Annotated in this window: 12 protein-coding genes; 7 read left to right on the forward strand and 5 right to left on the reverse strand. The window is 40.3% G+C overall.

The features are described from left to right. Positions 1 to 3: 3 nt before the first annotated feature. Positions 4 to 1,011, reverse strand: a complete 1,008-nt coding sequence (gene dusB / locus DRW42_RS17645; RefSeq protein WP_113950152.1) for a tRNA dihydrouridine synthase DusB — start codon at positions 1,009 to 1,011, stop codon at positions 4 to 6. Between the two features lie 43 nt (positions 1,012 to 1,054). Here dusB and DRW42_RS17650 point away from each other — a divergent pair, with 43 nt between their 5' ends. Genes DRW42_RS17650 through DRW42_RS17660 form a run of 3 tightly spaced genes read left to right on the forward strand, consistent with a single transcriptional unit; the run spans position 1,055 to position 3,025 of the window. After that, positions 1,055 to 1,981 (forward strand): CPBP family intramembrane glutamic endopeptidase, encoded by a 927-nt coding sequence (locus tag DRW42_RS17650; RefSeq protein WP_113950153.1) that lies wholly within the window; start codon positions 1,055 to 1,057, stop codon positions 1,979 to 1,981. After that, complete coding sequence (locus tag DRW42_RS17655; RefSeq protein WP_029274925.1) at positions 1,962 to 2,168, forward strand: putative signal transducing protein; 207 nt, start codon at positions 1,962 to 1,964, stop codon at positions 2,166 to 2,168. Before DRW42_RS17650 ends, DRW42_RS17655 begins: the two co-directional genes overlap by 20 nt. A 47-nt stretch (positions 2,169 to 2,215) precedes the next feature. After that, a complete protein-coding gene (locus DRW42_RS17660; protein WP_113950154.1) occupies positions 2,216 to 3,025 on the forward strand; it encodes a phosphatidate cytidylyltransferase in 810 nt (269 codons plus the stop codon). Between the two features lie 758 nt (positions 3,026 to 3,783). Here the strand turns inward: DRW42_RS17660 and DRW42_RS17665 are convergent. Both DRW42_RS17665 and DRW42_RS17670 read right to left on the reverse strand, forming a co-directional pair. Beyond that, positions 3,784 to 4,449 (reverse strand): class I SAM-dependent methyltransferase, encoded by a 666-nt coding sequence (locus tag DRW42_RS17665; RefSeq protein WP_113950155.1) that lies wholly within the window; start codon positions 4,447 to 4,449, stop codon positions 3,784 to 3,786. 61 nt (positions 4,450 to 4,510) lie between these two features. Beyond that, positions 4,511 to 4,897 carry an acyl-CoA thioesterase gene (locus tag DRW42_RS17670; protein ID WP_025141655.1) on the reverse strand — a complete coding sequence of 129 codons (387 nt, stop codon included), beginning with the start codon at positions 4,895 to 4,897 and terminating at the stop codon, positions 4,511 to 4,513. 153 nt (positions 4,898 to 5,050) lie between these two features. Between DRW42_RS17670 and DRW42_RS17675 the strand changes: the two genes are divergently transcribed. Both DRW42_RS17675 and DRW42_RS17680 read left to right on the forward strand, forming a co-directional pair. Then, on the forward strand, positions 5,051 to 7,747 hold the full coding sequence (locus DRW42_RS17675) for a M14 family metallopeptidase (RefSeq protein ID WP_113950156.1): 2,697 nt from the start codon (positions 5,051 to 5,053) through the stop codon (positions 7,745 to 7,747). Between the two features lie 121 nt (positions 7,748 to 7,868). Next, entirely contained in the window at positions 7,869 to 8,585 is a 717-nt protein-coding gene (locus DRW42_RS17680; protein ID WP_113950157.1) for a DsbA family oxidoreductase, read from the forward strand. Positions 8,586 to 8,888: 303 nt separating this feature from the next. Here the strand turns inward: DRW42_RS17680 and DRW42_RS17685 are convergent, their stop codons facing one another. Together DRW42_RS17685 and mfd are read right to left on the reverse strand one after the other, a co-directional pair. Further along, positions 8,889 to 9,107, reverse strand: a complete 219-nt coding sequence (locus tag DRW42_RS17685) for a DUF3820 family protein (RefSeq protein ID WP_113950158.1) — start codon at positions 9,105 to 9,107, stop codon at positions 8,889 to 8,891. Between the two features lie 25 nt (positions 9,108 to 9,132). Next, positions 9,133 to 12,471, reverse strand: a complete 3,339-nt coding sequence (gene mfd / locus DRW42_RS17690; RefSeq protein ID WP_113950159.1) for a transcription-repair coupling factor — start codon at positions 12,469 to 12,471, stop codon at positions 9,133 to 9,135. A gap of 230 nt (positions 12,472 to 12,701) precedes the next feature. On the opposite strand from mfd, the gene DRW42_RS17695 reads away from it, so the two are divergent. Both DRW42_RS17695 and DRW42_RS17700 read left to right on the forward strand, forming a co-directional pair. Continuing rightward, positions 12,702 to 13,004, forward strand: coding sequence for a DUF2752 domain-containing protein (locus tag DRW42_RS17695; protein WP_113950160.1), 303 nt, complete (start codon positions 12,702 to 12,704; stop codon positions 13,002 to 13,004). 5 nt (positions 13,005 to 13,009) lie between these two features. Further along, on the forward strand, positions 13,010 to 13,396 hold the full coding sequence (locus DRW42_RS17700) for a TM2 domain-containing protein (RefSeq protein WP_113950161.1): 387 nt from the start codon (positions 13,010 to 13,012) through the stop codon (positions 13,394 to 13,396). Positions 13,397 to 13,557: the final 161 nt, after the last annotated feature.

Below are 13,557 nucleotides of genomic sequence, written 5' to 3' on the forward strand. Positions count from 1 at the left end.
AAATCAAGCCATTACCCTGGTGGCGTCGTAGCTGGCAAATTTTTCTGCCACTTCTTCTAAAATGCTGTAAATGTTGTTGATATCCGGCTCGGCCACTAAGCGCATGCGGTAAGGTTTAAAATCAGGCAAGCCTTTAAAATAATTGGCGTAATGACGGCGCATTTCAAAAATACCTGTTTTAGGCCCTTTCCATTCAAGCGATTTATCCAGATGCGTACGGCATACTTCAATACGTTCATCAATAGTTGGTCCGGCGAGGTGTTCTCCGGTTTTGAAAAAATGTTTTATCTCGCGGAAAATCCATGGATAACCAATGGCTGCACGACCGATCATAATGCCATCTACCTCATACTCCATGCGCCAGTTGGCGGCTTTTTCAGGACTATCTACATCACCGTTCCCGAAAATCGGAATTTTAATACGTGGATTGCGTTTAATTTCACGAATTAAGCTCCAATCAGCCTCACCTTTGTAAAGCTGGGCCCTTGTTCTGCCATGGATGGTTAAAGCCTGGATGCCAACATCCTGAAGTCGCTCGGCAACTTCGTATACATTTTTGGTATTATCGTCCCAGCCCAAGCGGGTTTTTACGGTCACGGGTAAATGCGAAGCCTTAACAACGGCATCGGTCATTTTTACCATTTTATCGATATCCTGAAGTAAGCTGGAGCCTGCACCTTTGCAAACCACATTTTTTACCGGACAGCCATAATTAATGTCAACCAAGTCTGGCCCGGCGGCAGAAGCAATTTCGGAAGCTTCGCGCATGTGTTCGATATCGCCACCAAAAATCTGGATGCCGATTGGTCTTTCGTATTCGAAAATATCAAGCTTTTGTAAGCTTTTTGCCGCATCACGAATTAATCCTTCCGAAGAAATAAATTCGGTATACATCATATCAGCCCCGTTTTTTTTACATACATAACGGAACGGCGGATCACTCACATCCTCCATCGGAGCCAGTAATAACGGGAACTCACCTAAATCTATATTTCCTATCTTAACAGACATTTTCTATCTTCAACGATTAATAAAACATACAAAGGTACAAATAATGAATTTTGTAACACCTAACAAGGAGGAAATCAATCCTTTCTTGCAATTACTTTTACTTTTATTTTACGCAGTTGTCGGCGGAGTTGTGTTCGGGCTTTTGGCTATTGTTATCGTTCTGATGATGTATGGGCTGGGGATTGTGAGTCATTTAGACCTGGTTTTAAGTGGCGATGCAAAATATATAGATGGTTTAAAAGTGATCCAGATATTAAGTTCGATAGGTACATTTATTTTGCCCCCGATGGTTCTGGCCTGGACAGAAAGACAAAAGGTTAACCAATTTTACAACTTCAAACGGCCTAAATTTACCATGATTGTAATCGTTTTAGCAATTATGATTGTGAGTATGCCTTTTATGGAATGGACGGTTATCTGGAATCAAAAGATGGTTTTGCCCGACTTTTTAAAGCGAATTGAGGAGTGGATGAAAGAAAAGGAAGCCATTGCAGCAAAAATGACCATGCAGTTGATTACTGTGCGCAGTAACTTCGATTTTATTGTAAACCTGATCATGATTGCAGTTATACCAGCCATTGGCGAAGAACTAACGTTTCGTGGTGGTGTTCAGCGGTCGTTGAACCGTGCTTTCGGAAATCCACACCTGGCTATCTGGTTATGTGCCATTATTTTTAGTGCCATACATGTTCAATTTTATGGTTTTATACCGCGGATGCTTTTAGGAGCGGGCTTTGGTTATTTATATTATTACAGCGGAAGCATCTGGTATGCCATGCTGGCCCATTTTATAAATAATGCTTATGCGGTTTGTGCGGCATTTTATATGCAAAAACACAATATGCCGCTCGATAAAGCTGACGAGCCGATCGGTTTTGCATGGTATGGCTATTTAATTAGTGCAATAATTACCATAGCTTTGTTTAAATTTTTTAAAGATAGCGCAACACGTGAGCGAAAATTGGGTTAAAGTATATACCACCAGCGATGCCTTTGCGGCCGAGGTATTAAAACAGGGATTAACAGAAGCGGGCATCCCGGCAGTTACGATAAATAAACAGCTCTCGGCATATAATATTGGCGAAATAAATGTTTTGGTAAATAAGGTCGATTTCGATAAGGCCATAGAATATATCGTTGAAAACGAAATTGAGTAACAGGTTATACATTATCCATTTTACATCTCCCATCTTACATTTTTAGCATGAAAACCAGGGCAATAACCGCTTTCTTTTTTACCATCGTAATGCTTGGCTCTATCCTTTTGGGGAGTTATACATTTACTGTTTTCTATCTTGTACTGAGTGTTTTATCCCTGTTCGAGTTTTATAAGCTGATAAAAAATTCTGGTATCCGTCCGCACCGCAATATCGGGATAATGGCAGGGGCCTTGATCTTTTTAATGGCTGCAGGGTTACATTATCTAAAATATGATGTGAAATACCTGTTGCTTTGCATCCCCTTGATTTTCTCGGTTTTTATTACCGAATTGTATAAGAAAAACAAAATTCCTTTTGCCAATATCTCTTATACATTTGTTGGCTTTGTTTATGTAACCATTCCTTTTTGCTTTTTTCATGCTTTGGGGTTTTTGCATAGCTGGAACGAATATAATTTTCATTATCCTTTAGCTTTTTTGCTGATGCTTTGGGCTAATGATACAGGCGCCTACCTTTTTGGCGTAAAATATGGTAAACGAAAATTATTCGAACGCCATTCGCCAAAGAAAAGCTGGGAAGGTTTTTTCGGAGGAATGTTTACCAGTGTACTGGTTGCTTTTGGCTTATCGTTCTGGTTTACCGAAAGTCCGGCCTGGGTATGGGCTGGCATGGCTTTGTTGATTGCGAACTTCGGAACTTTGGGCGATCTGGTAGAATCGATGCTTAAACGAAGTCTTGATACGAAAGACAGCGGAGGTTTATTGCCTGGGCATGGTGGTTTATTGGATCGTTTTGATGGTTTGTTACTGGCTGCACCGGTAGTTTATGCGTATTTGTATTTGATTTTATATTGAGAGCATTAAAGTTGACCACAAAGGCACGAAGGCACAAAGTGATTTTAATATTTTAGCAGAAATTAAACAGAAGTAGCTACCACATCGTAATCTCTTTCTACCTGATCACCTATCGTCCTCGTTTGTAACGAGGATGGATGAGGTTCACATTTTTAATGTGGTTTGTGTATTAGCTATGCAATCGCTATTCTCGCTAATCCTCGTTACAAACGAGGACTATAATTCTTTAAAATATATTAAACAGAAGTAGCTACCACATCGTAATCTCTTTCTACCTGTTCACCTATCGTCCTCGTTTGTAACGAGGATGGATGAGGTTCACATTTTTAATGTGGTTTGTGTATTAGCTATGCAATCGCTATTCTCGCTAATCCTCGTTACAAACGAGGACTATAATTCTTTAAAATATATTAAACAGAAGTAGCTACCACATCGTAATCTCTTTCTACCTGTTCACCTATCGTCCTCGTTTGTAACGAGGATGGATGAGGTTCACATTTTTAATGTGGTTTGTGTATTAGCTATGCAATCGCTATTCTCGCTAATCCTCGTTACAAACGAGGACTATAATTCTTTAAAATATATTAAACAGAAGTAGCTACCACATCGTAATCTCTTTCTACCTGTTCACCTATCGTCCTCGTTTGTAACGAGGATGGATGAGGTTCACATTTTTAATGTGGTTTGTGTTATTAGCGGTGCAATCGCTATTCTCGCTAATCCTCGTTACAAATGAGGACTATAATTCTTCAAATATATTAAACCGAAGCAGCTACCACATAATATTCTCTATCTACGTGCTCGCCTGTTTTGCTTTGTACCTGTTCTAGTTTTTTAATGGTATTTTTGATTATAAAATCTGCATCTTCTAACAATCGCTTTACTTTTTCTACTTCATAAAGCGTGAAACCGTAAGGAGTAAAAGGGAGGTTTTGCATAAAGGTTTTATCTGCAAAGCATAGGGCAAAAGTTCCGTTTGGTTTTAAAGTGCGTCTGATTTCTTTAAGGTACTCGCCTGGGTTCGGCCAGAAATAGATCGTATTTACCGTAAAAATTTTATCGAACTGATTGTTCTCAAAGGGCAGGTTATTACCATCTGTTAGATTAAAATGAACGATACCTTTATCAATAAAGTGCTGATTGATTTTCTCCGCTTCTGTAATAATGGTTTCCGAAATATCAGCACCGTAGTACCTCAGGTTTTCAGCTTTTGACAGTAATTGAGCAATGTGCCCGCCATTGCCATGACCGATTTCTAAAACGGAATCGTTGTCCTGAAGATTTAAGGCATCGATAGCAGAACTGGTCATTCCAACGTTGCTGGCATGCATCATCTCCCCTGTTTTAATGCCATGTTCACCTTCAGGGCAACTTAATTGCCTTGCAATATTTTTTAAATCTGCTTCTGAATGTTGATGCTCCATGATCAAATTTAAAGATTTAAACCTGATGATTTTTACATCATTTCGCTTAGAGTTTATAAAATTATTTGATCACCTGTACCGGTTTTTTATTTTCATCAATGGCCACAAAAGTAAAATCGCCATGTACGGCAAGTTCCCGTCCTTCGGCATACATTTGCTCGATATAAATCTCTACATTAACCTTTAAACTGGTATTCCCAACATGGTTAACCTTACCGATCAGTTCTACAATTGTTCCTGCAGGGATCGGTTTTTTAAAATCTATCCTGTCGCTGCTTACCGTTACCATAATCTGGCGGCTAAAACGTGTGGCGGTAATAAAAGCAACCTCGTCCATTAAATGCATGGCTGTACCACCAAAAAGGGTATCGTAATGATTGGTTGTATTAGGGAAAACAGCTTTAAAAATACTGGTTTTTGAGTTTTCGATTCTTTCTTCTAAGGTCATGGGCTAAATATAGGTGCTCTAAAAAGTATTGACAAATTTCCTGGAATAATATTTAATTAGGGTGTACATATAAACTACTTGTAACAAATTTACAGCAAGCCGTTTTTGAAGCCGATTGTCTGTTATATTTGATTACCAACTAAACTCCTTATTATGATAAAAAACTACTTTAGAGGGCTTTGTATCGCTTTTTTAATGGTAAATAGCTATGCAGTGCTGGCGCAGGAGGTACCCACGCCAAAATCGCACTTTGGTTTCGATATCGGCGACGATTATCAACTGGCCAATTACACGCAAACAGAAGCTTATTTTAAAAAACTGGCGGCCAGCTCTAACCGTGTTAAACTGGTTGATATCGGTAAAACCGAAGAAGGCAGAAGCCAATATATGCTCATTGTTTCTTCACCCGAAAACCTTAAAAAATTAGACCGCTACAAAGAAATTTCACAACAATTGGCACACGCCGAAATTACCCCTGAGCAAGCTAAAGCTCTTGCACAGGAAGGTAAAGCAGTAGTGTGGATTGATGGCGGCCTGCACGCAAATGAGGTGGTAGGAGCACATCAGCTGATAGAAACTGTTTATGAATTTGCTTCAAAAACAGATGCCGAAACCTTGCGTATTTTAGACAATGTAATTATTTTATTTACACATGCTAACCCTGATGGGCAGGAACTGGTGAGTAATTGGTACATGAGGGATAAAGATCCGAAGAAAAGAACCACATCCGGACTGCCGGTTTTGTATGAGAAATATGCCGGGCATGATAATAACCGCGATTTCTTTATGCTAAACCTTAAAGAAACACAAAATATCGGCCGTCAGCTTTTTGTAGAGTGGATCCCGCAGATTATGTATAACCACCATCAGGCTGGTCCGGCCGGAACGGTTGTGGCTGGTCCGCCTTACCGCGACCCTTTTAATTATGTTTTTGATCCAACGATATTAACCAGTTTAGATGCCGTTGGTGCGGCCATGCACAACAGGATGAACGTAGAAAACAAACCTGGTTATACCCAACGCGGAGGTTCGGTTTACTCTACCTGGTACAATGGCGGATTAAGAACCACAACTTATTTTCATAATATGGTTGGGCTTTTAACCGAAATTATTGGTAACCCTACCCCATCCGAAATTCCTTTGGTTCCTTCGCGTTTATTGCCGAGCGGCGATTCGCCAAACCCCATTACACCCAGAAAATGGTATTTTAAAAACTCGATCGATTATTCGGTTTCTTTAAACTATGCGGTTTTAAGCTATGCACAGCGTTACCGCGACGAGTTGTTGTATAACATTTACCAGATGGGCCGGAATTCGATCGAAAGAGGTAAAAAAGATACCTGGTCTTTCTCACCAAAGAAAATTGAAGCCATTAACAATGCCGCGAAAGGCGAAAAAGGAACTTCTGTTGCCGGTGGTGATGCCGATTTTGGGCCAAGAAGGCAGATCAGCATGAAAGCTTTTGATACCGTAATGAAAGCGCCTGCAAACCGGGATCCACGCGGCTATATTTTAAGTGCCGATCAACCTGATTTTAATTCGGCCATCAAATTTTTAAATGCATTGATCAGAACCGGTATCGTCGTACAAAAAGCAAGTGCTGCCTTTACAGTTGCAGGTAAAAATTATCCGGCCGGAAGTTATGTGGTAAAAACCGATCAGGCTTTCCGTCCGCATGTTCTGGATATGTTCGAACCACAAGACCATCCAAATGATTTTAAATACGAAGGTGGTGCACCAATTCCACCTTATGACGCTGCCGGATGGACTTTGGCATACCTGATGGATGTAAAGTTCGATCGTATTCTGGATGATTTTTCTGGTCCGTTTACAAAAACACCCTATGGAGAATTGCTAAAACCTGAGAATAAACTGCCAGGCGGATCGGGCTACGTATTAAGTGCTGCACAGAACGATTCTTATACTGCGGTTAATGATTTATTGAAAAACAAAGTTGAAGTATACCGCTCAACCGAAAATGGGGATTTTTATGTTTCTTCAGCCGGAAAATCAGTTTTGGAAAAAGCAAACATCAAGCTAAAAACAGCATCTGCCCCTAAAAATAAAATTAAGGTATCTTCAGCCAGAATTGCCCTTTGGGATACTTACGGAGGTTCTATGGCATCAGGTTGGGTTCGTTTTTTAATGGAACAGTACCACTATAATACTACGGTAATTTATCCTCAGGATATTGATGCCGGCAACTTAAAATCAAAATTTGATGTAATTGTTTTTGTGGGTGGCGCAATTCCATCGGTTCAGGGAGGAGGTGCCGGAAACCGGTCTTTCGGTCCAAAGGCAGATGAAATTCCTCAGGAATTTAGAAACCGTTTGGGTCGTATTACAGCTGATAAATCCATTCCGGAGTTGAAGAAGTTTTTAGAAGCTGGCGGTAATATTGTAACCATCGGCAGCAGTACTAATCTGGCTTATCACTTAAACTTGCCGGTGCGTAATGCAATGGTTGAAATTATAAATGGTGAAGAAAAAAGATTGCCTGCCGAAAAATATTATGTGCCAGGAAGTGTGTTAAATGTAGGTGTAGATACCGTCTTACCAACAAACTGGGGAATGGAAAAAGAAGCCGATGTTTATTTCGATAATAGCCCGGTTTTTAAGCTCACAGGCGACGCGATTGCTTCGGGTAAGGTTAAACCTTTAATGTGGTTCGAAAATGCCACACCACTGCGCAGTGGCTGGGCCTGGGGCCAGGCTTACCTGCAGGATGGAGTAACGGCCTTTGAAGCAAAGGTTGGCAAAGGTAAGTTGCTTGCTTTCGGACCGGAAATAGCTTTCAGGGCGCAAACACATGGTACTTTTAAGTTGATATTTAATCAGTTGTATAAATAATTTAACCGATTACTGTTTAGTCTCAGGATGACGATTGATATGAGAAGCCACTATCCAAAACGATAGTGGCTTTTTACTTTAGCCTTACTATCGCCAATTATAATCACCTTAATTTTGTATTATGAAAGTAGAAATCTGGTCGGACGTAATGTGTCCGTTTTGCTATATCGGGAAAAGACATTTCGAACAGGCGATTGAAAAACTGCCCTTCAAAAATGAAATTGAAATCGATTGGAAGAGTTTTCAGCTCAACCCTGAGTACCACAATACCAATAACGAAACGGTATACGATTATCTTTCGAGAAGTAAAGGAATGCCAGTTGAGCAGGCGAAACAAATGACCAAACAAGTAGTTGATATGGCCGCAAATGCTGGTTTAGCTCTTGATTTTGACACCAACATCCCTGCAAATACTTTTAATGCACACCGCTTGATCCATTTAGCAGCAAAACATGGTCTTCAGGATTTAGCCGAAGAAAAACTGTTTGAAGCTCATTTTGTGAACAGCAAAAATATTGGAGAAACCGATGTTTTGGTTGATCTTGCTGCGGAAATTGGTTTGGATAAAGATGAAGCAACAGCTATTTTAAATGGCGATGAATTTGCCGAAGCCGTTCGTTACGATATTTATGAAAGCCAGAATTTAGGCATCCGTGGGGTACCTTATTTTGTAATGGACCGTAAATACGGTGTTTCTGGCGCCCAACCTGTTCAGGCTTTTACTGATGCGCTTACACAAAGTTTTACGGAATGGAAAGAAGCCCAAACGAAAACCACACTTACCTCATTAAATAAAAATAATGATGCGGTTTGTGATGAGAATGGTTGTGAGATATAGAATTTTCTAAGGCCGTCCCTTAAAATATCGTCATCTCGACTGGAACGCAGTGAAACTGAGAGATCTATCTCGAGACAGATTTCTCGACTACGTTGCACTTCGCTCGAAATGACGGTAACTAGATCCTGAAATAAATTCAGGAAGACGGATCGCGTTAGATTTCTCGGCTTCGTTGCACTTCGCTCGAAATGACGGTAACTTAGGGGAATTAGACACTGAAATAAATCTGATAAGTATCGGATTAGGAGGATGAATTGCGAAGAATCCTTCGACTCCGCTCAGGATGACAATCACTCGGGATACTTACCGCTGATTTTTCAACGGTGTTAACAAATATTCAAGCCCATTTACCCGTATTTCGAACATGGTGGCCATTAAATCGCCCAATTTACCTTTCGGAAAACCCTTGTCATTATACCAAAGCAAATAACTTTCGGGGATATTGCAGATCAGGTAACCCTTATATTTTCCATAAGGCATTTGCATTTTTACTAAATCGAGCAACAGGGTTGGATCTAACATTATATAAAGGTAAGCCTAATAATAGCTAATCAATAAGCTCTAAAGTTTCAATTGCTTCTTCAACGGTACTTACATTATCAAAAGCAATCCTGAGTGTATTTTTTACCTCTTTTAAATTGCACATCCGTGGATGGTTCTGCGCAAAAGTTAAAATCTTGGTAAAAGTGTTCGAATCAAAATAAGCCGATTGTTTATCGCTTAAAAAATATCCGCGTAAGCTATTTTTCTTAAAACTGATTTTCTCGAAACCCAGTTTTTTGCCCAACCATTGCAACCTTACCACGCTAAGCATGGTTTTTACCTGTGGTGGCACCGGCCCGAAACGATCGGCCAGGTGTTTTTCAAAAATGGCCAGTTCGCCTTCATTATCGAGTTTTGATAGCTCAGTATATAAATTGTACCGCTCGGTAATATTCGTAATATAAGCATCAGGAATGTACAATTCCAGATCGGTATCTACTTGCGTAAAGCCAACAAAAGGCCGGGCAGGTTCATTTTCGAACAAGCCTTTAAATTCAGCTTCTTTTAATTCCTGTATGGCTTCATCTAATATTTTATGGTACATCTCAAAACCAATTTCGGCAATGAAACCGCTTTGCTCTGCACCTAGTAAATTTCCGCTTCCACGGATATCCAGATCACGCATGGCTACGTTAAAACCACTGCCAAGATCAGAAAACTCTTCAATAGCGCTTAAACGCTTGCGCGCTTCGGAAGTTAAGGTAGATAAAGGTGGCGAAAGCAGATAACAAAATGCTTTTTTGTTGCTCCGGCCTACCCTGCCACGCATCTGGTGCAAATCGCTCAAACCAAACATGTGCGCATGGTTAATGATGATGGTATTGGCATTTGGGATATCCAAACCCGCTTCGATAATGGTAGTCGCCACCAGAACATCCTTTTCACCATTGATGAAATCGAGCATTACATCTTCCAACGCATCTCCATCCAGTTGTCCGTGAGCAATACCGATTCTTGCTTTTGGAACAAGTTTCTGAATCAATCCCCCCAATTGCATCAGGTCGTTTACACGGTTATGGATGAAAAATACCTGTCCGCCACGATCCAATTCGAACTGAACAGCCTCCTGAATTAATTTATCATTAAAAACATGCAATTCGGTACTTACCGGTTGGCGGTTTGGTGGGGGTGTGCTAATAATCGATAAATCCCTTGCCCCCATTAAAGAGAAATGCAGGGTTCTCGGAATTGGTGTTGCAGTAAGCGTTAAGGTATCAACATTTACACGTACCGCTTTTAACCGTTCTTTTGCGGTAACGCCAAATTTCTGCTCTTCATCAATAATCATGATGCCGAGATCCTTGAACTTTACATCCTTGCTTAATAAACGGTGTGTACCAATCAGAATGTCGACTTTACCTGCTGCCGCTTCTGCCAGGGTATCTTTAATCTGTTTATTGGTTTTAAAACGGTTGATATAATCTACCGTAACCGGAAAATCTTTTAAACGCGACGAGAAGGTTTTAAAATGCTGTAAAGCCAAAATAGTGGTAGGAACCAAAACAGCAGCCTGTTTGCCTTCTGCAACAGCTTTAAATGCCGCACGTACGGCGATTTCCGTTTTCCCGAAGCCTACATCACCGCAAACCAAACGGTCCATTGGATGTGGCGATTCCATATCCTTTTTCACATCCTGGGTGGCTTTTAACTGATCGGGCGTATCTTCATAAATAAACGAAGCTTCTAACTCAGTTTGTAAATAACTATCGGGAGAAAATGCCGTACCTGCCTGTGTTTTACGCAGAGCATAAAGTTTAATCAGATCACGGGCGATATCTTTAACTTTTTTTTTAGTAGTTTTTTTTAGCTTATCCCAGGCATCAGTACCCAGTTTATTCATTTTGGGTACGCCACTTTCCTTACCACTGTATTTTGCAATGCGGTTTAGCGAGTTGATGTTTACATAAAGCAGGTCGTTATCTGCATAAATTAAACGAATCATCTCCTGGGTTTTGCCATTTACCTCCACCTTTTCGAGCCCCGCGTATTTACCGATCCCGTGATCGATGTGCGTAACATAATCCCCGGATTTTAGTTCCCTTAAATCTTTCAGGGTAATGGCCTGACTTTTCTGATAGCCTTTTTTGAGCTTGTATTTATAGTAACGGTCGAAAATCTGGTGATCGGTATAAAATGCCGTCTGGATCTGCGGATCAACAAAACCCTCGCGCAACATGCTGTTTATAGGAGTAAACTTGGCCGTTTTGTCAATATCTTCTAAAATGGCATATAAACGCTCAATCTGCTTGGGCGAATCGGTAAAAATAAAGTTAACGATACCGGCCTTTTCATTTTCCTTTAAGTTATGGATTAAGAGGTTAAAATCTTTATTAAACGATGGCTGCGGTTTTGTTTCGAATTCATAACGGTTATCTGTTTTATAAAAAAACTGCTTGCCAAATTCTACCAAAGGAAAATCCTGAAGATGATCTCCCAGTAATTTTTCGTCGCTAAAAGCAAATTTAGGATCAATCCACTCCGGGTTCTGCGTTTTATCTGCAGCAGGCAGTGCTTTCCACAGTTCAACAGCTTTTTTATACCCTGCTTTAACAATGTCTAAAGTAAACTCTACATCTTTAAACCAGAGTTGTGTATCCTGATCAATATAATCGAGGATGCTGATATTGCTTTCGGTTAAAAACTTAGCTTGTACATTGGGTACAATGGTGAGCGATTTAACATCGGCCACCGAAAGCTGGCTTTCGATCTCAAAACTCCTGATGCTTTCTACCTCATCACCAAAAAATTCGATGCGGTAAGGCAAGTCGGATGAAAAAGAGAATATATCTACAATACCACCGCGGATGGAAAACTGACCAGGTTCGTAAACAAAATCCCTGCGGTCGAAATCGTAATCGATCAAAAACTCATTGATAAAGTCGATACCCAGTTTTGCCCCGAGGCTGATCTCGAGGGTGTTTTTTTCAAGGGCAGAACGGTCGATTACTTTTTCAGCTATAGCTTCCGGATAAGAAACCACAATCTTACCATATTCCGAATCATGGTTCAGTTCGTTCAATACCTCGGCACGGGCCAGTACATTGGCCGTATCTACCTGTGTAAAATCGAAAGATTTGCGGTAAGAGGAAGGAAATAATAGAACCTGTTTATCGAGTACGCTTTCCAGGTCCGACTGGAAATAGGCCGCCTCTTCCCTATCCGGTAAAACAAAAAGGATGGGCTTGTGTAACAGGAAGTATGATGAAAGTGAAACAATAGCATCAGCCGAACCCACCAGCCCCTTTAATTGTATCTTCGGGTTTCTGGTAGCGTTCAACGCTTTGGTAAATTGGGTTACCCTATCGTCGGTTTTGTATCTGTTTATTAAATCTCGAATGTTCAAGGCACAAAAATAAGCTTATCTTTTAATATTAACCCCCAATTTATGTAAAGGTTTTTTTAACTATTTTTGGCAGGATTGAGGGATGTGAAAACGGATTCGAAAAAATTAAAAACTTATTCTTAGATGTTATCGTTCGTTTTGTCGAAAGATATGCCCATTTCGTCGATTAAGGGCAAATTGATGTAACAAAGGTAGTTTTATAGCCTCTAAACTGTATAAAAAGTGAAACAATGAAGTACATTAAAAGCTTTCCACTAGAACTTTTTTTCTGGGTAACAGCTTTGGTATTACTGGCAACAACAAATGCCCACGAACATCACTTTACACTTTGTCCGCTGGCTAATTTAGGCTTTAAAGACTGGTGTCCGGGATGTGGAATTGGCAGGTCGATCAGCCTGATATTACATGGCGGGTTTACTGAAAGCTTTTCTGAGCATTGGTTTGGGTTTCCGGCACTTTTAATTATAGTTTATAGAATTTATACATTGATAAAAAATAAAAAAACATTTAAAATTTCACCAACAAATACATAACAACCATGGATATCTTTCAATCACCTCTTATGTCGTTACCAGGTATAACACCAGAGGAATACTCATACTTACAACAAGCAACAACCGGTTTAACCGAAGAGCAGTTGCGCAATTTCTTAATGGTTTACAGCAGCAAAAGGAAAAACCCTTCGGATATGTTGATTTTCTGTTTAATCGGTTTATTCGTTGTTCCTGGCTTGCAGAGGTTCATCATCGGCCAGGTTGGGATGGGTATCTTATATCTGCTTACCTGGGGCTTATGTTTTATCGGATCGATTATCGACGTAATAAACCATAAAACCCTTGCTTTTGAACATAACCAGAAAATGGTGTTCGAAAGCCTGCAGATGGTGAGAATGAGCAGCGGATTCCAACAGACCGGAAAATTCTAGAATAGTATAAATTGATATTCAAACCTCGCAGTTTTCTTAACCTGCGAGGTTTTGTTTTTACAATCGGTTAGTCGGGATTTGCAATCCCGTCTTTGGTACCGTGGATTTCAAATCCACAGCTCATGAGGTCAGGATTACAAATCCTGACCAACAGCCTGAGG

This window comes from Pedobacter miscanthi, from assembly GCF_003315595.1.
Classification (GTDB): domain Bacteria; phylum Bacteroidota; class Bacteroidia; order Sphingobacteriales; family Sphingobacteriaceae; genus Pedobacter; species Pedobacter miscanthi.